A 22,806-nucleotide genomic window follows, 5' to 3' on the forward strand; every position below is an offset into this window, starting at 1 on the left:
CAAATCTTAAGGAGCTCCGGCCCATGCGCCGTTTCCAGTCGATTGCACGTAGCCCTATCGCTATTGCCCTTTTCATGACGCTCGCCGTTGCTGGTTGTGCGTCCAAGAAGAACCTTCCAAACAATGCCGGTGATCTTGGCCTTGCTGGTGGCGCTGCTACGCCCGGCTCGTCGCAGGATTTCACTGTGAATGTTGGCGACCGCATTCTGTTCGATCTCGATTCTTCGCTGATCCGTGCCGATGCACAGCAGACTTTGTCGAAGCAGGCTCAGTGGCTGCAGCGCTACCCACAGTACTCGATCACTGTTGAAGGTCATGCCGACGAACGCGGTACACGCGAATACAACCTGGCACTCGGCCAGCGTCGTGCAGCTGCAACCCGTGACTTCCTTGCAGCTCGTGGCGTTCCAACCAGCCGTATGCGTACCGTTTCCTACGGTAATGAACGTCCAATCGCTGTTTGCGATAGCGACTCGTGCTGGTCTCAGAACCGTCGTGCCGTTACCGTTCTTAACGGTGCTGGCAGCTAATAAACAGATTGAGGTGTTGAACACCTCATCTCGTTTGATTGCGTTCGCGCCTTCACTGGATATGCGATATCGCAACACTCATACGGAAAAGGCGGCCTTTTGGCCGCTTTTTTCGTTTTGGCAGGCGCATATTAGCCGCTTCGACAAATTTTGGCCGAAGTCGCCTGTGTCATAGGGAAAGCATCTTTGCTTTTTATGGATTTTCTCTAAAAGCTGAGAAGAGCCGTGAGAAATCGGGTGTTCAGATAATATTCAGGCGCGATACCTGAACATCGGGAACATGACGATATTTATCGCGGCCATAATTTCAGGGCACCATCATTTTTCGGAAATGAGCGATAGGGGCAAAAGGGAATGAGGAAACCAATGAGGAAAGTGACACTGGCTTTTGCCATGTTGCCGCTTTTGGCAAGTGCTCCGGTTCTGGCGGCATCTGTTTCTTCGCAGCAGGGGCAAATCCAGCTGGCGCAGGCGGGTAATCCCGGCGGTGACCAGTTCGCGCAGCAGGTATGTAATCTTGCGCACCAGAATGCGCAGTCTTATGCACGCATTCTGCAGTTGCGCGACAAGATGCTTAAAATTCAGCGCGACAATGAAACCCGCTTTCAGGCACTCGAAAAGGGCCGAGGCGGCGCACAGAATCATGTGAGCATCGGCTCAACGGCTATTCTTGACGACGCGATGCGCGATAATGGTGCTGGCGGTCAGGGTGGCTATCAGCAAAGTCCCGGCTTGCAGCAGGAAGTGATCCGCAATCTCACCGGTAAGGTAGAGGATGTGGATGCTCAGATTTCGTTCACCAACGAACAGCTGCAGAAGACGCAGGACGACAACCAGTTCCGCTTTGAAGAGCTGGAAAAGAAAAAGGGCGGCTCGGCACCCGCGCAGGCAAGCGCCGGTCAGGATGCTCCCGTTACGCCGCCGCCGGGCAGCGATCTTTGCGCACAGGGTATGCCAAATCCTACAGCTATTGCCGATACGCTTGGCGCTCGCGCTGAAGCCATGAACTTCCAGGTTCTCGAATTGCAGGACCAGATGCAGAAGATGCAGGAAGAAAATGAACGCCGTTTCCAGGCGCTGGAAAATGGTGGTCGTGCGGATGCCGTTGGTGCGCCGACAGATGGCAACAACGGTACATCGCTGGCTGATGCAGCTCCGGCTGGAAACCCCGATAACGGGGTTTCAGGCGGTGCTTCGTCAGATGGTAATTTCGGTTCTTCTTCTCAAACGGCGGCGAACAATCCATCGGGCGCCGATTCCACTGCTATTGGTTCTGGCGCAGCTCCTCAGGACGGCCCGCAGCGTGGGGAGCCGCCACAGTCGCTCGGCTCCATTCGTTTCGATAACAATGGCAATGTAATCGGCGAAACGATCAATGCTCAGCCGCGCCCGGTTGAACATGGCGCAGCTCTTCCTGCAGGACAGGCTGTCGCTTCTCTGCCGACTGACGACAATCCGAACTCGCTCTATCAGGCTGCCTATCAGTATCTGATGTCGGGCGATTACAAGGCCGCCGAGACTGGTTTCCGTGAGCATATCAAACGCTACCCTGCGGACCCCACGACAGCTGAGGCGCGTTATTGGCTGGGTGAATCGCTTTACGGTCAATCACGTTTCCCAGAAGCTGCGACGGTATTCATCGATACGCAGCGCGATTATCCGGATTCAAAACGTGCGCCGGAGAATATGTTCAAGCTCGGCATGACGCTTGAGAAAATGGATAATCACGATGTTGCATGCGCGACGTTCAAGCAGATTCCGGACCGCTATCCGAATGCAGCGCCGGCAGTTTTGAAGCGGGTCACGGACGAGCGCACGCGTATTAAATGCTGATTTTGGAGACTATGAGTGGGGCTTTCCCCGATCAAAATTTTTGAACCCTTCGGACTTGAGCGTGCAAAAGGAATTGTTGCTGCTGTTTCAGGTGGCAGCGATTCTCTTGCGCTCCTTTTCCTCCTCAAAGATCATCTGGCGACATTGGAAAATCCGCCGCCACTGACAGCTGTTACCATCGACCATCGCCTGCGCGCTGAATCCGCCGATGAAGCGGAAAATGTCGGCAAACTGTGCCATGCCTACGGCATTGCACATCGCGTTTTTGCTTGGGAAGAAGCCAAGCCCAAGACCGGCATTGCGGCAGCAGCGCGGTCGGCGCGCTACCGCTTGCTGGTTCAGGCCGCACAGGAAGTGGGCGCTGATTTTATCGCGACAGGTCATACGCGCGACGATCAGATAGAGACGTTTCTGATGCGTCAGGAGCGAAGCTCTCATTCGGAAGCGCGTGGACTTGCCGCCATGGCTTCCCGTTCGTGGCTGGAGAGTTCTGTTGAACTGATCCGCCCCCTGCTTGATCAGTCGCGCATGACGTTGCGTGATGAACTGACGAAGAAGGGTATCCGCTGGATAGATGATCCAAGCAACGTCAACACCAGCTATGAGCGTCCGCGTGTAAGGCTCACTTCCGCTGCAGAAGCAGATCCGGAAACGATCCTCGCACAGATCGCTTTGGCAGGTGCTGCACGTAAACGCGACAACGCGGCGCTGATGTCAGCGCTGGCTGATCCAGACTGCGTGAAGATGAGCCCTCTCGGCACGATCTCGGTCGACGCGGAAATTTATGCAGCATTGCCAGAAAATGTTCGACGTCTGTTTTCAGGCCTGCTTGCATCTATTGCAGGCGGACGACGTTTTCTCCCCGGCGATGCCGAGCGATCACGCATTGAAAGAGTTTTGTCCGGGAATGAAAAAACTGATCGTATGACGGTTTTTGGAGCACTCGTCGAACTTGGGCGAAGAGGATTGCCGCACCGGTTTCGTCGTGAGAGGCGCAACCTGCCGATTATGCGGATTGAGACAGGTCAGCGGATTATCTGGGACGGGCGGTTTCGTTTCACAAATGAGGGCAACCGCACGCTGGAGATACGGAGCCCGGATCGCCAAGAGCTGGCAGATTTCATAGAGCTTTCCGAACTAGACGTCGATTCCGTTCAAAGAGACGCTTTGCTGGTTTTGCCTGCTATCTATGAAAACGGCAAACTATTGCAACTTCCAGCAGTTAACGGGCAGCAGCTGCCTGCAGGAATCACTGTCGAGAAACACTTCGCAATCTTCGATCATGTGCTTCCGGGCTATGATTTTGGGTTGGCAAATGCCGTTGAAAAGCGGTTTGGCCGTGAATGTCCTAATTTTTATAAACCAGATTGACAAGAATCGAAGGTGAGGGGGCTCTCGCGCCTTGGCAAGGCCTTCCTTCGATCCTATGTTAAGCCGAAACATCGTACCGCCCTTTTCTCGGGTGGCCGTGGTATCGATTGGACCCGATATGAATCCGAACTATCGCAACTTCGCCCTCTGGGCGATCATTGCTCTACTTTTGATAGCGCTGTTCAACCTGTTCCAGAGTCCTGGCCAGCGCACGAATTCCCGTGAAGTTTCTTACTCCCAATTTATCGATGACGTTTCAAACGGACGCGTGAAAGCGGTCACCATCACTGGTGAACGGATCAGCGGTACGTTTGCCGATAACGGATCGACCTTCCAGACCTATTCGCCGGGTGATACCGGACTGGTTTCTCGTCTTGAAGAGAAGGGCGTTGCAATCACCGCTCGTCCTGAAAGCGACGGCTCCAGCTCGCTCCTTGGCATTCTGCTTTCATGGTTGCCGATGATCCTTATTCTCGGCGTGTGGATTTTCTTCATGCGTCAGATGCAGGGTGGCTCGCGCGGTGCGATGGGCTTTGGCAAGTCGAAGGCCAAGCTTCTGACCGAAGCGCATGGTCGTGTGACGTTCCAGGACGTTGCAGGCGTTGAAGAAGCCAAGCAGGATCTCGAAGAAATCGTCGAATTCCTGCGTGATCCGCAGAAGTTCCAGCGTCTGGGCGGTAAGATCCCACGCGGCGTTCTGCTCGTAGGCCCTCCCGGAACCGGTAAGACTTTGCTCGCGCGCTCTGTTGCAGGCGAAGCCAATGTTCCGTTCTTCACGATCTCTGGTTCTGACTTCGTTGAAATGTTTGTTGGTGTTGGTGCAAGCCGCGTCCGTGACATGTTCGAACAGGCCAAGAAGAATGCGCCTTGCATTATCTTCATCGACGAAATCGATGCTGTCGGTCGTCATCGTGGTGCCGGTCTTGGCGGCGGTAACGACGAACGCGAACAGACACTCAACCAGCTCCTCGTCGAGATGGATGGCTTTGAAGCAAACGAATCAATCATTCTGATTGCTGCAACCAACCGTCCTGACGTTCTTGATCCAGCGCTTCTGCGTCCGGGCCGTTTCGACCGTCAGGTTGTGGTTCCGAACCCGGATATCGTTGGTCGTGAACAGATCCTCAAAGTGCATGTGCGCAATGTGCCACTTGCACCCAATGTTGATCTCAAGGTTGTAGCACGCGGTACGCCGGGCTTCTCCGGTGCCGATCTTGCAAACCTCGTCAATGAATCTGCTCTTATGGCTGCGCGTCGCAACAAGCGTCTCGTGACCATGCAGGAATTCGAAGACGCCAAGGACAAGATCATGATGGGTGCGGAACGCCGTTCCGCCATGACGCCGCAGGAAAAGGCCAATACGGCTTATCATGAGGCAGGTCACGCCATCGTTGCGATCAACGTACCGAGCACCGATCCTGTTCATAAGGCGACAATCATTCCGCGCGGTCGTGCGCTGGGTATGGTGATGCAGCTTCCTGAAGGCGACCGTTATTCGGCAACCTATACCTGGATGGTATCGCGCCTTGCGATCCTGATGGGTGGCCGCGTTGCGGAAGAGCTGAAATTCGGCAAGGAAAACATCACGTCCGGTGCATCCTCTGATATTCAGCAGGCAACCAAGCTTGCGCGCTCGATGGTGACGCAGTGGGGTTATTCCGACAAGCTCGGTCGCGTTGCCTATGGCGACAATCAGGAAGAAGTGTTCCTGGGCCATTCGGTTTCGCGCACGCAGAATATCTCGGAAGCAACCGCGCAGATCATTGATGGTGAAGTGCGTCGTCTGGTTGATGAAGCCTATGCCGAAGCAACCCGCATCCTGACTGAAAAGCGCGAGGACTGGATTGCTCTGGCTGAAGGTCTGCTCGAATACGAAACGCTGAGCGGCGATGAAATCAAGGAACTGATTGCTGGCAACAAGCCATCGCGCGATCAGGGCAATGATACGCCGTCACGCGGTTCGGGCGTGCCGAAAGCCGGTAGCCCGCGCAAGCGTAAGGGTGAGGAACCAGGTGGTGAACCTGGCATCGAACCAAACCCGCAGCCGCAATAAGCATCTGCAAAACTTACGAAAAGCCGGGCAGTCTGTCCGGCTTTTCTGCTTTTTTGGCAGACCAGATGAGAAAGGCTCGGTTAATGATTTCGGCGCATCATAGGAAAGATTTGGAGTTTCACGCTTTAAAGTAGTTTGTTTCTCCGAAAGGCGAAATTGCAATGACGGGTGGTTTTGCGGTAATAACGCAGACAATCGATTACCGGGCTAACAATCCCGGATGCCATTGCCGTCTCACGGATTAACAGCGACTGTATTTGATTGGTTCGAGACAGCTCTATGGCGCAACGCAAGGCTAAGAATATGACACGTAAATATTTTGGAACCGACGGCATTCGCGGCAAGGCCAACAGCTTTCCGATGACGCCTGATATTGCCATGAAAGTTGGTATGGCTGTCGGGCATATTTTCCGCCGCAAAGGCCAGGCCTCGCGCGTCGTGATCGGCAAGGATACGCGCCGTTCCGGCTATATGCTGGAAAACGCATTGGTTGCAGGTTTCACTGCCGCCGGTATGGATGTGTTTCTGCTCGGTCCAATTCCAACGCCTGCGGTCGCCATGCTCTGCCGTTCCTTGCGTGCGGATATCGGCGTGATGATCTCGGCTTCGCATAATCCTTTCTATGATAATGGCATCAAGCTGTTTGGCCCTGATGGCTTCAAGCTGTCCGATGAGATAGAGTTGCAGATTGAAAGCCTGATCGACAGCGATCTGTCCGCGCATCTCGCAACCCACGGTGAAGTGGGCAAGGCCAAGCGCGTCGACGGCGATATCTATCGCTATATCGAATTTGCGAAGCGCACGCTGCCGCGCAATATCTCGCTTAATGGTCTTCGCGTTGTGGTCGATTGCGCCAATGGCGCGGGCTACAAGGTTGCGCCTGCAGCACTCTGGGAACTGGGTGCAGAAGTCATCACCATCAATGATGAGCCGAACGGCATCAATATCAATGAGGATTGCGGCTCGACCCATCCGATTGGTCTGATGAAGAAGGTGCATGAAGTGCGCGCCGATGTCGGTATTGCGCTTGATGGCGATGCGGATCGCGTTCTGCTTGTCGATGAAAACGGCACCGTGATCGATGGCGATCAGCTTCTGGCAGTTATTGCCGAATCATGGGCTAAATCGGATCGTCTGCAGGGCGGCGGCATTGTCGCGACGATCATGTCCAATCTCGGCCTTGAGCGCTTCCTGCATGATCACAATATGACGCTGGCCCGTACCAAGGTTGGCGACCGCTACGTGGTTGAACATATGCGCGAGCATGGCTTCAATGTTGGTGGCGAACAGTCCGGTCATATTGTTTTGTCGGATTTTGCAACGACTGGCGACGGTCTGGTATCTGCGCTACAGATTCTTGCTGTTGCTCAGGAAGAGAACAAGCCGCTAAGCGAACTGTGCCGCAAGTTTGAGCCAGTGCCGCAGCTCCTCAAGAATGTTCGTACTGCTGGCGGAAAGCCGCTTGAGAACAAGAAGGTCAAGAGCGCTATCGACGAAGCGACTGATCGTCTGGGTTCGCAGGGACGTCTGGTTATTCGTCCATCCGGAACTGAACCGCTCATCCGGGTCATGGCGGAAGGCGATGACCGCGCACTCGTTGAAAAGGTCGTCAATGACATCATCAACGTGATTTCTTCGGAAAGTGCTGCGGCCTGATAAAACATCGATCTCATTAGAAATGGCGCGGCTTGTCCGCGCTATTTTTTTGTCCGGTGCAGCAGAGGTTGTAGTTTAGCAACTGTTAATAAACGTAGTTAAAAAACAAGGTTAAGTTGTATTTAACTTTTCCTGAATATTCTGCCTTTGAAAACTCGGTTCCGACGCGGTTGTGGCGTGACAGATTGATGGGGCAGATGAATGAACAGTCTTATTAAAACCTTTTGCGCAAGCCTTGCTGTATCGGCTGCCCTGACGGCAATGGCTCCTGCGGCTTTCGCAGCAGATTATATCGAGCCAGTGCCGGAAGTCGTTGTCGCTCCGCCAGCCGTTGGTGGTTGGTATTTGCGTGGCGATATCGGTTATTCTTGGAATCGGTTCAAGCGTGCTGATTATGCGACAATTGATGATTGTGCGACATGTGGTTCTGGAGGTCCAACCTTCGGCAGTAATACACTACATGGCGATCTGAAAGGATCATTCTTGATCGGTGGTGGCGTCGGCTATCAGGTCACAGACTACTTCCGTACCGATGTTACGCTTGATTACATGACGCGTTCCAAGTTTAACGGTAATACGTTTGGCGCAAATTGCGGTGGCGACATCGATTGTGCTTCCGACGAGCGTGGTCATTATTCCGCCCTTTCACTTCTTGCAAATGCCTATGTAGATCTCGGCAATTTCGGCGGTGTAACGCCTTACGTCGGTGCCGGTATTGGTGGCACGCGTGTCAAATGGGCTGATTTGAATGATGTGCGGTATGGCAATATGCAGGAAGGCGCTTCCGATTGGCGCTTTACCTATGCTCTTATGGCAGGTGCATCTGTTGATCTGACACAGAGCCTCAAGCTCGATGCTGGTTACCGCTTCCGTCATATTAATGGTGGTAAGATGTTTGAAGGCAATCAATGGGTTGGCGACGGCTACGACAAGGGCATGAACATCCACGATGTCCGTGTGGGTCTTCGTTACATGTTTGGCGGCTGAAAACGCTTATCATTGAATTCAAAGGCCCGGATTTCCGGGCCTTTTTGCTGCGACAAATAATCTTTCGCGCCGCCTTGTGAAATTTTTGCTTTCCGATATTTTCATCAGCGGGCCACGCCTCCCCAACGAGGCGCGTGCTATCTGAGAGGATAGGAAACAAAATGACGACGATTGCGAAGCCGGCAGTTCGCCCGGCTAACCCTAATTTTTCTTCAGGTCCCTGTGCTAAACGCCCTGGCTGGTCGCTTCAAGCGCTTGCCGATGCTCCGCTTGGCCGTTCGCACCGTGCGAAAATCGGCAAGACCAAGCTGAAAGAAGCCATCGACCTTACCCGCGAAATTCTCGGCGTTCCGGCTGATTACCGCATTGGCATCGTGCCTGCATCCGACACGGGTGCGGTGGAAATGGCCTTGTGGTCACTGCTCGGTGAGCGCGGCGTTGATATGGTCGCGTGGGAAAGCTTCGGCTCCGGCTGGGTCACAGACGTGATCAAGCAGCTCAAGCTGGAAGATACCCGCAGCTTTGTTGCGCCCTATGGCGAACTGGTTGATTTTGCTGAAGTTGATTTCGACCGTGACGTCGTTTTCACCTGGAACGGCACCACATCCGGCGTTCGCGTACCCAATGCCGATTTCATTCCTGCAAATCGTGAAGGCCTGACCATTTGCGATGCGACCTCGGCTGCTTTCGCGCAGCGTCTTGATTTTGCAAAGCTCGATGTTGTCACTTTCTCATGGCAGAAAGTGCTTGGCGGCGAGGGCGCACACGGCATTCTCATTCTTTCCCCACGCGCTGTTGCGCGTCTGGAAAGCTATAAGCCAGCATGGCCGCTGCCAAAGATTTTCCGCCTGACTTCTGGCGGCAAGCTGATCGAAGGCATCTTTGTCGGCGAAACCATCAACACCCCTTCGATGCTCTGCGTTGAAGATTATCTTGATGCACTGAGCTGGGCGCGTTCTGTCGGCGGTCTCGACGGTCTTGTCGGACGTGCGGATGCAAATTTTGCTGTGCTTGATGCTTTCATCGAGCGGACGCCATGGATCGCTAATCTGGCTCAGAAGCCTGAAACGCGCTCCAACACATCTGTTTGCGTGACGATTGTTGATCCGGAAGTGACGGCGCTTTCGGCTGATGCACAGGCAGCTTTTGCCAAGGGCATCGTCTCGGCGCTCGAAAAAGAAGGCGTTGCCTTCGACATCGGTGCGTATCGCGATGCGCCTTCCGGTTTGCGTATCTGGGCGGGTGCTACGGTTGAAGCTTCTGATCTTGAAGCCCTGACTGCATGGCTCGACTGGGCCTTTGCTGCACAGAAAGCTGCCCTGAAAGCCGCTGCATAATCGCAAGCGATGACAGTGCTGTGGCCGGAGTTGGGACGGTCATAGCCTGCTTGCCTTTCATTATCGTACAATTCGAAGGAGGCCCTTATGGCACCTCGCGTACTCGTATCCGATAAATTGTCGCCGACCGCCGTTCAGATTTTCAAAGACCGCGGCGTTGAAGTTGATTACCTGCCAGATCTTGGCAAGGACAAAGAAAAACTGCTCGAAGTCATCGGCCAATATGATGGTCTTGCTATCCGCTCTGCCACCAAGGCAACGGAAAAGCTGATCGCAGCAGCAACGAAGCTCAAGGTCATTGGTCGCGCCGGGATTGGCGTGGACAATGTCGATATTCCGGCAGCATCGCGCCGTGGTATCATTGTGATGAATACGCCTTTCGGCAATTCGATCACCACTGCAGAACATGCAATTGCACTAATGTTTGCAGTTGCGCGTCAGCTTCCCGAAGCTGACGTTTCCACGCGCGCTGGCAAGTGGGAAAAGAACCGCTTCATGGGCGTGGAAATCACAGGCAAGACGCTTGGTGTGGTCGGCTGCGGCAATATTGGTGCTGTGGTTGCAGCGCGCGGTATCGGCCTCAAGATGCATGTTGTTGCGTTTGATCCGTTTCTATCGGAAGCGCGGGCGCAGGAACTTGGCGTCGAAAAGCTGGAGCTTGATGAACTTCTGGCGCGCGCCGATTTCATCACACTGCACACGCCACTGACCGACAAGACACGCGGCATCATCAATGCCGATGCACTGGCTAAGACCAAGCCGGGTGTCCGCATTATCAACTGCGCACGCGGCGGTCTGATCGTTGAAAAGGATCTGGTTGCGGCGCTGAAATCCGGCCATGTTGCCGGTGCTGGTATCGATGTTTTCGAGACTGAGCCCGCAACAGACAACGAATTGTTCAATCTGCCCAACGTGGTCTGCACACCGCATCTTGGTGCTTCGACTTCCGAAGCGCAGGAAAATGTGGCGATCCAGGTGGCCGAGCAAATGTCGGATTATCTGGTCAAGGGTGCTGTTTCCAACGCGATCAACATGCCGTCGATCACGGCTGAGGAAGCGCCGCGTCTCAAGCCTTTCGTTAAGCTCGCAGAAGTTCTGGGCGCTTTTGTCGGTCAGGTGACGGACGAGCCAATTCAGGAAGTCGAAGTGCTTTTTGACGGCTCCACAGCTGGTATGAACACCCGCGCTCTGGTCAGTGCAGCACTAGCCGGTCTGATCCGTCCGCAGGTTGCTGACGTGAACATGGTTTCTGCACCGATCATGGTGAAGGAACGTGGAATCATCGTTTCCGAGATCAAGCGCGACAAGTCGGGTATCTTCGACGGCTATATCAAGCTGACCGTGAAGACCACGGAACGTGAACGCTCGATTGCAGGAACGTGCTTCTCGGACGGTAAGGCCCGTTTCATCCAGATCAAGGGAATCAACCTTGATGCGGAAGTCGGTCCGCACATGCTTTATGTCACCAATGTCGACATTCCAGGCATGATCGGTCTGCTCGGGACGATCTGCGGTAAGCACAATATCAATATCGCAAACTTCGCTCTCGGACGTAATCATCCGGGCGGTGATGCCATCGCGATGCTCTATGTCGATGACAGGATTCCACAAGCAGCACTTGACGAACTCATTGCTCAAGAGGCAATCAAGGCGGCAAGACCTTTGGAATTTAACATCGAGGAAGCTTGAGCGACATGACAGACGGGATTGAACAGGCAGAATGGCGGCGAATGCAAGCGCAGGACATAGCGCGCGTAACTGCCGTGGCCAATGTCGTTCACCCCGACTTCTTCGAGGATGAGGCGGTCTTCCGGGACCGCTTCAAAGTCTATCCGGCCGGTTGTTTTGTGCTGGCCAATGGCAGCGAAATTCTCGGTTACGGCATCAGCCATCCATGGCAACTCGATTCGGTGCCTGCGTTGAATTCGATTCTCGGTGAGCTGCCGAAGGAAACCAGCACCTATTATATTCACGACATCGCACTTCTGCCGGTGGTCCGCTCAGGCGGGCAGGCATCGCGTGTGGTCGAGCTGATGGCCGCTCAGGCAGAGCGGGATGGTTTCGTCACCATGGCTCTTGTTGCCGTTAATGGTTCTCAGGGATTCTGGGAGAAAAAGGGCTTTGTTACCCGTGATGTGACCGCACTCGAAGAAAAGCTTAAAGGCTATTCGGACGAGGCGCTCTATATGGTCCGCGCTGGCTAAAAGGCGTTTTGCCGCGAAATAGCCCCATTCTTGACACCGCTTAGCCATGGTTTTCCACGTTTTGCGAGCCGTTTTCCCACGTTTTCGTGAAAATATTCGCATTTTCTGCATGAAAGAGTCGCGCAAGCGGGATTGAGTCTGTATAGAGACGAGGGATCAGCACCCCGCGTTTCATTGACGGGGTTTGCTTGCGATCCTTGGGCTATATTTACGGCTGAGATGCCGTACCGAGGAGTTTTCTCAATGGCGAATGTAGTTGTCGTCGGGTCGCAATGGGGCGACGAAGGCAAGGGAAAGATCGTGGACTGGTTGTCCGAGCGCGCCGATGTGATCGTGCGCTATCAGGGCGGTCATAACGCGGGTCATACACTTGTCATCGATGGCGTCAGCTACAAGCTTTCGCTTCTGCCATCCGGCCTTGTACGCGGCAAACTGAGCGTGATCGGCAATGGTGTTGTGGTCGACCCGCACCATTTCGTCATGGAAGTCGAAAAGCTGCGCGGCCAGGGCATCGAAATCACCCCTGAAGTTCTGCGTATTGCAGAAAACGCACCGCTTATTCTGTCCGTTCATCGCGAACTGGATGCAATGCGTGAAGGCGCTACCGAAGGCCTCAAGATCGGCACCACCAAGCGCGGTATCGGCCCTGCATATGAAGACAAGGTTGGCCGTCGTGCGATCCGCGTCATCGATCTGACCGAGCCGGACACCTTAGAGCCAAAGGTTGAGCGTCTGCTTGCTCACCACAATCTGCTGCGTCGCGGCATGGGCCTTGAAGAAATCGCGGTTGCGACCATTCTTGAAGAGCTGACCTCGGTTGCAGACAAGATTCTCCCTTATATCGATCAGGTCTGGCGCGTTCTCGACGAACGCCGCAAGGCTGGCGACCGCATCCTTTTCGAAGGTGCGCAGGGCGCACTTCTTGATAACGACCACGGCACCTATCCGTTCGTTACCTCGTCCAACACTGTTGCCGGTCAGGCAGCTGCCGGTTCGGGTCTTGGTCCGACGGCAATCGGATATGTTCTCGGCATTACCAAGGCATACACCACCCGCGTTGGTGAAGGTCCGTTCCCGACCGAACTCAACGATGAAATCGGTGAATTCCTCGGCACCAAGGGCCATGAATTTGGTGTGGTGACGGGTCGTAAGCGTCGTTGCGGCTGGTTCGATGCCGTTATCGTTCGTCAGACGGTTCGCACTTCGGGCATCACCGGTATTGCACTGACCAAGCTTGATGTTCTCGACGGTCTTGAAGAAATCAAGATCTGCGTGGCCTATGAGCTTGATGGCAAGCGCATCGACTATCTGCCATCCTCGATGGGTGCGCAGGCTCGCGTGAAGCCGATCTATGAAACGCTGCCGGGCTGGTCGGAAACGACAGCTGGTGCGCGTTCGTGGAACGATCTTCCAGCGCAGGCTGTCAAATATGTCCGCCACATCGAAGAGCTGATCGGCGCGCCGGTTGCAATGCTTTCGACGAGCCCTGAACGCGAAGACACGATCCTCGTTACCGATCCATTTCAGGATTGATTGATCTGAACTTCGGTTCTGCAAAAATAAAACACCCGGTTTGTCATCATGGCGGACCGGGTATTTTTTTAAGGTTTTTTCGCGATCATTTTGAAAGCGTTCACTTAATCGTTGCCGCAACCTTTGCTTTCCATCGATTATTGTGATTATTGAGACATTTACTGCATTTCGAACTCGCGGAAACTGGGTAAAACGGCATGGCGGATTTTGTAGCGGTTCTGAAAAAGACAATCGATGCGCAGGCAGACAAATCGCCTGAACTGCGGCAGCGTGTCTATGCAAAGGCACGCGCGACGATTGAACAGAAGCTTGTGACGGCGAATGCCTCGCAAGTTGTCGCTGTTCGCCAGCGCAAAATCCTCGAAGACGCTATTGAAGAAGTTGAAGCCTTTTATGCGCCTCCAGCTTCCCAGCCGGCTTTTGAAGAACCCCAGACCGATCCGTTGGAAGATTTTCTGCACGAATCAACGCGTGCGGCAAACACATCTTCTTATGCAGATCGCGAACCGCAGATCGCAACCGAGCCCCGCTACTCGGATGATGACCATGACAAAGAAGATGAAGCATCGCAGGTTCAGCCCGGTCGTCGCGATGACTGGGGAGTGGAACGCGACCAGAATCGCGCAGACGAGAAGGCCTTTGCACGTCGCGGTGAATATACCGAACGCAGCAGCCCGAAGGAAAAGCGTTCCTACAAGGGGCTAATCATCGGTCTTATTGCTGTACTCGCTCTTGGTGGCGCAGGCTATGGTGTTTGGGCAAACAAGGACAAGCTTCAGGAGCTGGCATCAAGCCTTGGTCGCAGCGACGCGCCGGCAAGCGGCGATAGCGGTACAGCACAACAGCCTGACGGGCAAACGCCTCCGGCGGGACAGACTGCAGGCTCCGAACAGCCGCAGACGGGTGAGACACAAACCGGTCAGCAGCCGTCAACGCCTGAAGAACAGAAGATGACGCAGCGTCTGATGCCGGATGGCAGCGAAGTCGATGACGGTCCATCGGGCGGTCAGAACGGTTTGGGTGAAGGCAAGTCGACCGCGGCTTCAACGCCTGGTGCCGAACAAACCAATACCCAGAATCAGCAGCAGCCTCAGCAGGCCGTGGCCGTTGGCCAGCAGGCGCTGCTTTATGAAGAACGTGGCGGCACGGAATCAGGTTCTGTTGAACGCGGCAATGTCGTCTGGTCGGAAATTCAGGAAAGCCCGAGTGAGGGTGAACCTGCAGCCCCAGCTATTCGCGCCAGCGTGACCATGCCTGACAGCAAGGTTGAGCTGAAAATGACGGTCCGCAAAAATACGGATCAGTCGATTCCAGCGAGCCATCTGATCGAAATGGTCTTCACCGTTCCAGATAATTTTGCCGGCGGTGTCGTCGATAATGTGCAGCGTATAACGTTCAAAGATACGGAACAGGCAGCTGGCAATCCGCTGATTGCAGTTCCTTCCAAGATTGCGGATAATTTCTTCATTATCTGGCTTAATGACGCAAAGACTGCACAGGACACCAATCTTTCGCTGATGCGTCGTTTGCAGTGGATCGATATTCCGATTTCCTATCGCAATGGCCGTCGCGCACTGATCAGCCTTGAAAAAGGTGTTCCGGGCGAGAAAGTCTTCAACGACGTTCTGGGCGCAAGCTAAACGAGACGAAATAAAAAAGGCCGCTTTGAGCGGCCTTTTCGTTTCAGCGATATACGCTTGATTATTTCTTTTCAGAGAAAGCCTTGATCGCCTTGGCTACTTCGTTTGCTGCGGTTTCAGCAGTATCGAAGCCGCCGAGTTCAACGGACTTGCGGCCTTCAGGCAGCTGCTTGTAAACGCGGAAGAAAGCTTCAAGGCGCTGCTGCTCGATCTTTGGCAAATCGGCAATTTCCTTGATGTTGTCGTAGGTCGGGTCGATCTTCGAGGTAGGGACAGCGACGATCTTATCGTCGGTCTCGCCGCCATCGATCATTTTAAGAACGCCGATTGGGCGAACCTTGATGATTGCGCCTGGAACGATTGGTTCGCGGGTGTAGACGAGCGCGTCGAGAGGATCGCCGTCGCCTGCAAGCGTGCTGGTGATCGAGCCGTAATTGGCCGGATAGACGACTGGCATCGACTGATAGCGATCCACAATGATGTGGCCGGTCTTGTCGTTGATTTCGTATTTGGTGAAGCTGCCCTGTGGGATTTCAATGGCAGTGAAGAATTCTTTTCCGTCCTGCTCTTTCTGAGGATAGTCCAGATAAGAGACATATTCAGACGCAGATACAGCAGTGGCAGCAGTAAGAGCGAGCGTTGCAGCAAGCAGGAGCTTTTTCATTGGGAGACCTTCAGGCTTCGGTGAAACACGTCACGTTGCCTAAAGCCATTCCATTACAGTTATTTGACGGTTTTTTATCGGTTGGATGACAGGTTGCATCGAATGATGCTTAGGCGGTTCGAAACCCGATCCTGTATGAAAATCAGACTTTGTTTTTCTTGATACATTTCAAAAGCAAACTGCCGCAAAACGGTTTCCCACTTTGCGGCAGTAGAAGGTCTGAAAATTATCAGTTTCAGGCGTGAGCTTCCTCGACATGGTTCAACGCCTTCTGCTGTTTGAAAGCTGCAGCCTTGACGGCAGCCTGTACTTTTTCAAAGGCACGCACTTCGATCTGGCGCACGCGTTCACGGCTGATGCCAAACTCGCCGGAAAGATCTTCCAGCGTCATTGGGTCTTCCGAAAGGCGGCGGGCTTCAAAGATGCGACGTTCACGTTCGTTGAGCGTGTCCATGGCCTGTTCAAGCAGCGAGCGGCGGCTTTCCAGTTCGTCCTGCTCGATCAGAACCTGTTCCTGGCTGCTGCTATCGTCAACGAGCCAATCCTGCCATTCGCCCGATTCACCTTCGCTTGCGCGCAGTGGCGCATTGAGCGAAGCGTCACCCGACAGACGGCGGTTCATGGAAACCACTTCGTCTTCGCTAACCTTCAGCTTGGTCGCAATCTGCTTGACCTGATCGGGGTTGAGATCGCCATCGTCCAGCGCCTGAATCTTGCTCTTCATCTTGCGCAGATTGAAGAACAGGCGCTTCTGGTTGGCAGTCGTACCCATCTTTACAAGGCTCCACGAACGCAGGATATATTCCTGGATCGAAGCCTTGATCCACCACATCGCATATGTGGCCAGGCGGAAGCCGCGTTCCGGCTCGAAGCGCTTGACTGCCTGCATGAGACCGACATTGCCTTCGGAGATGACTTCGCCAATTGGCAAGCCATAACCGCGATAGCCCATTGCAATCTTCGCGACGAGGCGAAGATGGCTGGTCACCAGCTTGTGTGCGGCTTTCGGATCAGTGTGCTCGTGATAGCGCTTCGCCAGCATGTATTCTTCCTGCGGCTGAAGCATTGGAAAGCGGCGAATTTCTTCCAGATAACGGGTTAGGCCACCGTCACCGGATGTGATGCTTGGGAGATTAACCTGGGCCATAGAGCACCCTCCTTTATAATTTCAGGCTCCCTTTTGGCGAACCTGTCACGCTGGCTGCCTCCTGCACTTCCATCGTGAGCTTACATATATAGGTATGATTTTGGCGAAAACACGATCCTTAACCTCATGAAACAATGTGTCACTAGAATGTGAACAGTTGCCCAAGCTTAAAGGGCTGCACCAAATGGGCTGCAACCTTTCAAGACACCGTGTTTCCGCCCTGAAAATGCAATTTTTACAGGTCGTTTCATGCAGTGTGAACCTGCTAGATTTATCAATATTATATAGAGTGCTGGCGGAAATTTTCCAGAAGCTGCTCCATATCTTCGGGCACATCCGCTTCAAAACGCATGATTTCTTCCGTTGTCGGATGGGTGAATGCCAGCAAAAAGGCATGTAGCGCCTGACGATGGAAACCCTGCACCGCGTTTTTCAGTGGCTCAGGTAGCTTGTTTGCCTTGGTCTTGTATGCGCTGCCATAATCCATGTCGCCGACGAGAGGATGGCCGATATGAGCCATGTGGACGCGGATCTGGTGGGTGCGTCCGGTCTCAAGGCGGCATTCGACGAGCGAGGCCAAGGCTGTCGCATCTTCGCGCGGGGCGAATTTTTCAATCGTCGAATAGTGTGTGATGGCATGGCGGGCATCTTCACGTTCTTCGTTGACGACTGCCTGTTTGGTGCGGTCGCGATGCGAGCGGCCAAGATGGGCGTCGATATAGCCCTGCGGACGCTCGGTCATGCCCCAGACAAGCGCGAGATAGGCGCGTTCCAGATCGCCGGTACGGCCATGATCGGCAAACTGCTCGCTTAAATGCCGATGGGAATGGTCGTTCTTGGCAACGACCATGACGCCACTGGTATCCTTGTCGAGACGGTGAACGATGCCCGGACGACGGATTCCTCCGATGCCGGACAAGCTATCGCCACAATGATATATGAGGGCATTGACGAGCGTTCCCGTCCAGTTGCCGTTGCCCGGATGGACAACCAGGCCTGCGGGCTTGTTGATGACGATGAGATCATCGTCCTCATAGAGAATATCCAGCGGGATGTTTTCGCCTTGCGGGTCGGCAGGTTCAGGCTCTGGCAGCACGACGGTAATCTTCATACCTTCGCGCAGCTTTTGCTTTGCACCACTGGCAGGGACATCATCGATGGTCACATGGCCATCAGCAATCAGGGACTGGACGCGACTGCGGGAGAGTTCCGGCCCCAATGCTGCGGCCAGCCACTGGTCTAATCTTTTGCCCGCAGCCTCAAGGTCGGTAATTAGTTCTTTCAATTGTCTCTTCCCTTCGTTATCACGCGCCCACGCGGGTGCATGAACCGGAGTCATTTAATGCAGGATCCACACTATCCCCGATATCAGAATCAGCAGGATTCCGGATATCAGGACTATCAGCAGGGCTATTATCCGGAAGAACAGCAGCCGGAACCCCCGCTTGATCCAGCGATGGAGAAAGTCCGTCGCAAGATGATCCGTCTGCTTGCGGTTTCCATCGGTGTTATGTTGATTGGTCTTATGGCTGTGCTTGTCGCAGTTGTCTACAAGATCAATCGTGCTCCGGACGCAACAGAGACCGAAGCTGCCCGTTCCGACATTCCAGGACAGGCTGCAATTGCACCCCCTCAGCCGGAACCAGTCAAGTTGATCGAATCGCAGATCGAACTTGCACCGGGCACACGCCTGTTGTCGCAGAGCCTTTCTGGTCAGCAGCTTTCGCTGGAAACATTGCTGCCGGATGGCGGCACGGAAATTATCGTTTACGACTATCGCGAATCTCGCATCGTTGGCCGTATTAAACTCGGCAATGTCGAGTAATCGATGAGTTTAAGGGCGGCAGCGATGCCGCCTTTTCCAATTTTAGCATATTATTGTGCTCTTGATTGCACTCGGGCCTGTTCAGGCTTATATCGGCAGTAGCTTTTGCTCCGCGCCCATCGTCTAGCGGTTAGGACGGCGCCCTCTCACGGCGCAAACAGGGGTTCGATTCCCCTTGGGCGTACCAGTCATTTCAACAACCTCAATCAAATCGATCGACTTGCAAATTGATATGACGTCAATTTGTGGCAAACATGCACGCGCACTTTTTGAGATGCCTGATGTCTCTAGCATTCCATCTCAACGTCGCTTAATGAAATAAGTAACTGATAATGTTTGCGACAAATCTACTCCCGATTAAAGACAGGTCGACACAAGTCGAACCGCTAGAATACTGAGAGTGAAAAAATGCGTCTTACGAAATACGCCTTTATCTTAAGCGCCGCTTTGGGAATTTACGCACCCTTGCAGGTTCCGGCACTGGCTCAGGCCGGGTTCGACTGTGGTAAAGCTTCGAGCGCAACGGAAAAAGCAATTTGCTCCAAGCCGGATATTGCCGAAGCGGATCGCGCGATGTCGCTGGCCTATTCTGCACTGCTTGAAAGATCCAGCCCGGCCTTGAAGACAGCGCTTCGCAACGATCAGGCCGCCTTTATCAAGACCCGGTCTGAAGCATTTGAAAGCAATCTGTCCAATCTGGACAACAGACTGACCGGCTTGCATGACCGGACAGAAATGCGCGCAGAGTTCCTGAACTGGGTGTCGGTTGTCGACAACACTTCGCTTGAAGGCAAATGGAGCAATGCCTGGGGCGTCATTAATGTCGAGAAGGACCAATCCGGAAAGCTCACCGTGAGCCTTGATGTTGCCGATCAGGCAAACGGCACCTGGGTATGCAGCTTCAGTGGTGCACTTGAGCAGAAATCAGCCAGTGAGGCTGAATTCAAAGGTGATGGTGGCCCTCTGGTGTTACGTCTCGACGGGGCTACGCTCAATGTTCCGACACCGTTCTGCGATGAGACAACATCAGGTGGCTTTGGCACTGCGGCTGGCACGTACTTCCGGATGGGTGCCCCTTAGCCGCTGATATTGCCGGCGTGCCATTATGTTATGTTCTGCTCAGGAACTTAATCGAGGAACTGGCCGGGCATGAACCAATCGAAATCTGTCAGAAAGCGGAATTGGTGCTTCTCGGCGATCATATCCCTGATTTTTGGGGCCGTGACGGCATTCATTTTCTATTACATCGTCTTCTTCGGCGTGGGTAGCGACGGCTACCTCGTCATTTTCTGTGTTTATACGGCGCCGGTAGGGATCCTTTTTGGTCTTTGGGGCCTGTTTTACTGGCGCAGCTCTGTTGCTTTCCTAGGGCTGGTTCTGAGCCTTTCGCCCCTCGTCTATCTGTGATTACACGATGAAAAGGGTTCCTCAGCAGGCGTGATCGATAAATGGTCTGGGGAGATGTTCCAATGCCAGTTGCGAAAATTTGCAACTGGCGCTCGGGAGGTGCATAATCGCGCTATGAGTGAATCGCACAAAAAACCCGATTATGAGTATGAGCTACGGCAGGCTGGGGTCCGAATTACACGGCCACGCCGCATCATTCTCAATATTTTGACCGAAACGGAAGACCATCCGGATGCGCTTGAGATTTTTCGGCGCGCGGTCGAGATTGATACCAGCATTTCGCTTTCGACTGTCTATCGGACAATGAAGCTGCTGGAAGAGCGCGGCGCAATTCATCGTCATGCTTTTGCTGGCGGGCCGTCGCGCTTTGAACAGGCGAGCGGCGCCCATCATGACCATATCATCGATATGGACAGTGGCGAGGTCGTCGAATTTCGCTCTGACAAGATCGAAAAACTGCAGGAAGAAATCGCCCGCACGCTCGGTTATGAGATCGTTCATCACCGTCTCGAACTTTATTGTAAAAAAATAAAATCCTAACGGAACTAAAATCGCTCATCGGCGTTTTGCATATGAAGACCACAACCCGCCCCGCAAGTGGTCTTCATCGCCCGCTTCAATCTCCCCGTATGAAGTGGGCAGCGAGAATGCCGCGCAGACGCCCCCGTTTATGCAGCTGGCGTTCCGCATATTCAAAGAAAAGCCGTTGTGGTGAGGACCATAACGGCTTCTCTTTTATCCAGCTTTAGAGCGCCATGCGCCCTCTCGGGCGCATAAAGGTCTCTCTAACACTCTAAATTTACAGCATAATTCCTTAAACTGATTCAAGTTTAAGGAATTATGCTGTAGAGCGCGTTTCACCCTTTCCGGGATGCGCGTTAATGCAAAAACTCCACGAGTATGACTCATGGAGTTTTGTTCAAGCTCAAGTGGCAACTGAACTTGTTCCAGGCGTGATACGTCAGCATCTTGAGCCGCCTTGGTATAATTGATGTTTAAAATATGCAGCTCAGGAATCGAACTGTTCGGCTGGCACTGTCAGAGAATAGACGGCACCTGCGCCATCGACGCGGTAATCTGCCTTGCCGCCGACTGCTGCTGGCACGATCCGTTGCAGGACTGCACTGCCAAAGCGCGGGTCATGATTATAAACCTCTGGCATGGCCGGATTGGTTTCTTCCCAATGGATGACGAGTTCTTCATCGCCTTTTTCGGAGCGGTGGATTTTTGCAGAAATCACCACGCGACCGTAAGGGATAGAGAGGCCGCCAAAAGAGGTCGCATTGATAATCAGTTCATGCAGCGCCAAGCCGACATGCAAAGCCGCGCCCGGGAAGAGATAGGGATTATCACTTTCGACAGTCAGGCGGTCATCATTGATGTCGATATATTTCTCGATCTGCGAATGAACGAGGTCGAGAAACAACGCTCCGTGCCAATTGGAATCCGTCACCAGGTCCTGTGAATAGGAGAGGGACTGTATGCGGCCGCGAAATTTGAGAAGGAAATCATCAACAGAATCGGTGAAGCGAGCAGTCTGGCTCGCAATGCTTTGCACGATGGCGAGCAGATTCTTGGAGCGGTGACTGACTTCGCGGAGCAGTGTTTTCAACACCTGCTCACGGCGTTTCATTTCGCTGATCTCAAGTGCGGTCGTAACAAGACCGAGCACATTGCCTTCAGAATCACGATCGCAGTCGATGTGAAATTCTATCCAGCGCAGCTTGTCGCCGTCGTTGATGGCGAGCTCGACATTCTGTGCGGTTCCACTTTCCAACGCTGTGCGTTTGGCGTGATCGAGCCGGGACATAGAGGTTGAGAAAATGAAATCGCAATCCTGACCGCCAACTCTCCATTTTTCCTGCCAGTAGGAGGGAATATTTTCACCCCAGGCATAGAAAAGGTCGGGCGTCTGATACAGAACGCAAACATTGCTGTTACGGACAGCTCTCAGCAGTGCGCGCAAACGTGAAGCATCGGGCTCTGTGTCTTTGAGGGATTGGTGTGATGCTGCCATGAATGCCTCAACTGCCGCCCGTTTTAGAATCAAAATTGACTGGTGATTTATAAAAGCTGGTACTGGAAAAATGAACGACACTCGGCATTGTGTTAGGATGGATGCTGACTGTCATAGTGCTCAAAGGTTTTGATTTGTTATGAAAACCAATAATCGCGCCGTTGTTTGAGGCCATACAACGGCGCGATGGTTCTTTGGACTTATGGAAGGCGATATAGCGCCCCCCGCCTGTAAGCAGATTTCTGTCTATTACGCCTTGCGGATGGCCGATGCGATCAGAGATACGACCAACAGGGCAAGGAATACGAAGAACAGAATCTGAGCGATACCTGCTGAAGCACCGGCGATACCACCGAAGCCCAGAGCACCTGCTACCAGAGCTACGACGAGAAAAACGAGAGCGTAATAAAGCATTTTGAATCTCCTCTTCACTGATTGAAAGAGAAACGTTCGATCTATGCTTTTGGTTCCTCGAAATAGACAATTTACAGGTCCCGCCCCCAAAAAAATCACGCTTTTTCAAACGGATGGTTATTTGCCTCGTGCGCAGCTATGAGAAAGCGAATTCAGGTCTTTCGCTATGCGCTTTAAAGCCAATCCCC

General features: G+C 53.5%; 20 protein-coding genes and 1 tRNA gene. 16 read left to right on the forward strand and 5 right to left on the reverse strand.

What is annotated here, in order from left to right; translation table 11 throughout:
- Positions 1-23 precede the first annotated feature (23 nt).
- The 11 genes from pal (at position 24) to RT142_RS23290 (ending at position 15,144) form a co-directional block, all read left to right on the forward strand.
- Positions 24-530 (forward strand): peptidoglycan-associated lipoprotein Pal, encoded by a 507-nt coding sequence (gene pal / locus RT142_RS23240; protein WP_007876572.1) that lies wholly within the window; start codon positions 24-26, stop codon positions 528-530.
- A 354-nt stretch (positions 531-884) separates the two neighbouring features.
- Positions 885-2,363: a tol-pal system protein YbgF gene (ybgF, locus tag RT142_RS23245; RefSeq protein WP_079212264.1), complete on the forward strand. Its 1,479-nt coding sequence runs from the start codon at positions 885-887 to the stop codon at positions 2,361-2,363.
- 15 nt (positions 2,364-2,378) lie between these two features.
- The gene (gene tilS / locus RT142_RS23250; RefSeq protein ID WP_079212263.1) at positions 2,379-3,734 is read left to right on the forward strand and encodes a tRNA lysidine(34) synthetase TilS; all 1,356 of its coding nucleotides are present in this window, start codon (positions 2,379-2,381) and stop codon (positions 3,732-3,734) included.
- Between the two features lie 118 nt (positions 3,735-3,852).
- Positions 3,853-5,787: an ATP-dependent zinc metalloprotease FtsH gene (ftsH, locus tag RT142_RS23255; protein ID WP_007876567.1), complete on the forward strand. Its 1,935-nt coding sequence runs from the start codon at positions 3,853-3,855 to the stop codon at positions 5,785-5,787.
- 303 nt (positions 5,788-6,090) lie between these two features.
- Entirely contained in the window at positions 6,091-7,443 is a 1,353-nt protein-coding gene (glmM, locus tag RT142_RS23260; protein WP_193435245.1) for a phosphoglucosamine mutase, read from the forward strand.
- 201 nt (positions 7,444-7,644) lie between these two features.
- Complete coding sequence (locus RT142_RS23265) at positions 7,645-8,430, forward strand: outer membrane protein (protein WP_079212262.1); 786 nt, start codon at positions 7,645-7,647, stop codon at positions 8,428-8,430.
- 161 nt (positions 8,431-8,591) lie between these two features.
- Positions 8,592-9,767, forward strand: coding sequence for a phosphoserine transaminase (locus RT142_RS23270; RefSeq protein WP_007876560.1), 1,176 nt, complete (start codon positions 8,592-8,594; stop codon positions 9,765-9,767).
- Between the two features lie 87 nt (positions 9,768-9,854).
- Positions 9,855-11,456 carry a phosphoglycerate dehydrogenase gene (gene serA / locus RT142_RS23275; protein ID WP_064321036.1) on the forward strand — a complete coding sequence of 534 codons (1,602 nt, stop codon included), beginning with the start codon at positions 9,855-9,857 and terminating at the stop codon, positions 11,454-11,456.
- Between the two features lie 5 nt (positions 11,457-11,461).
- A complete protein-coding gene (locus tag RT142_RS23280; protein WP_007876556.1) occupies positions 11,462-11,971 on the forward strand; it encodes a GNAT family N-acetyltransferase in 510 nt (169 codons plus the stop codon).
- 243 nt (positions 11,972-12,214) lie between these two features.
- The gene (locus RT142_RS23285; protein WP_007876553.1) at positions 12,215-13,504 is read left to right on the forward strand and encodes an adenylosuccinate synthase; all 1,290 of its coding nucleotides are present in this window, start codon (positions 12,215-12,217) and stop codon (positions 13,502-13,504) included.
- Between the two features lie 197 nt (positions 13,505-13,701).
- The gene (locus RT142_RS23290; RefSeq protein WP_079212258.1) at positions 13,702-15,144 is read left to right on the forward strand and encodes a transcriptional regulator; all 1,443 of its coding nucleotides are present in this window, start codon (positions 13,702-13,704) and stop codon (positions 15,142-15,144) included.
- 61 nt (positions 15,145-15,205) lie between these two features.
- On the opposite strand, the gene RT142_RS23295 is transcribed toward RT142_RS23290, so the two are convergent.
- The 3 genes from RT142_RS23295 to RT142_RS23305 form a co-directional block, all read right to left on the reverse strand.
- Positions 15,206-15,808 (reverse strand): inorganic diphosphatase, encoded by a 603-nt coding sequence (locus RT142_RS23295; protein WP_007876549.1) that lies wholly within the window; start codon positions 15,806-15,808, stop codon positions 15,206-15,208.
- A 235-nt stretch (positions 15,809-16,043) separates the two neighbouring features.
- Complete coding sequence (gene rpoH, locus RT142_RS23300) at positions 16,044-16,955, reverse strand: RNA polymerase sigma factor RpoH (RefSeq protein ID WP_007876548.1); 912 nt, start codon at positions 16,953-16,955, stop codon at positions 16,044-16,046.
- A gap of 280 nt (positions 16,956-17,235) precedes the next feature.
- Positions 17,236-18,294 (reverse strand): RluA family pseudouridine synthase, encoded by a 1,059-nt coding sequence (locus tag RT142_RS23305; RefSeq protein ID WP_313031916.1) that lies wholly within the window; start codon positions 18,292-18,294, stop codon positions 17,236-17,238.
- Positions 18,295-18,297: 3 nt separating this feature from the next.
- Between RT142_RS23305 and RT142_RS23310 the strand changes: the two genes are divergently transcribed.
- The 5 genes from RT142_RS23310 (at position 18,298) to RT142_RS23330 (ending at position 20,727) form a co-directional block, all read left to right on the forward strand.
- Complete coding sequence (locus tag RT142_RS23310) at positions 18,298-18,780, forward strand: hypothetical protein (protein WP_007876543.1); 483 nt, start codon at positions 18,298-18,300, stop codon at positions 18,778-18,780.
- A 112-nt stretch (positions 18,781-18,892) separates the two neighbouring features.
- Positions 18,893-18,967: transfer RNA gene (locus RT142_RS23315), tRNA-Glu, on the forward strand.
- Positions 18,968-19,188: 221 nt separating this feature from the next.
- The gene (locus RT142_RS23320; RefSeq protein WP_007876542.1) at positions 19,189-19,860 is read left to right on the forward strand and encodes a lysozyme inhibitor LprI family protein; all 672 of its coding nucleotides are present in this window, start codon (positions 19,189-19,191) and stop codon (positions 19,858-19,860) included.
- A 69-nt stretch (positions 19,861-19,929) separates the two neighbouring features.
- A complete protein-coding gene (locus tag RT142_RS23325; RefSeq protein ID WP_039860144.1) occupies positions 19,930-20,187 on the forward strand; it encodes a hypothetical protein in 258 nt (85 codons plus the stop codon).
- Positions 20,188-20,301: 114 nt separating this feature from the next.
- Complete coding sequence (locus tag RT142_RS23330; RefSeq protein ID WP_007876540.1) at positions 20,302-20,727, forward strand: transcriptional repressor; 426 nt, start codon at positions 20,302-20,304, stop codon at positions 20,725-20,727.
- A 469-nt stretch (positions 20,728-21,196) separates the two neighbouring features.
- On the opposite strand, the gene RT142_RS23335 is transcribed toward RT142_RS23330, so the two are convergent.
- Positions 21,197-22,204, reverse strand: a complete 1,008-nt coding sequence (locus RT142_RS23335) for a sensor histidine kinase (RefSeq protein ID WP_007876539.1) — start codon at positions 22,202-22,204, stop codon at positions 21,197-21,199.
- 249 nt (positions 22,205-22,453) lie between these two features.
- On the reverse strand, positions 22,454-22,618 hold the full coding sequence (locus RT142_RS23340; RefSeq protein WP_007876538.1) for a DUF1328 domain-containing protein: 165 nt from the start codon (positions 22,616-22,618) through the stop codon (positions 22,454-22,456).
- Positions 22,619-22,806 lie beyond the last annotated feature (188 nt).

Source organism: Brucella sp. (assembly GCF_032066345.1).
GTDB lineage: Bacteria > Pseudomonadota > Alphaproteobacteria > Rhizobiales > Rhizobiaceae > Brucella > Brucella pseudogrignonensis.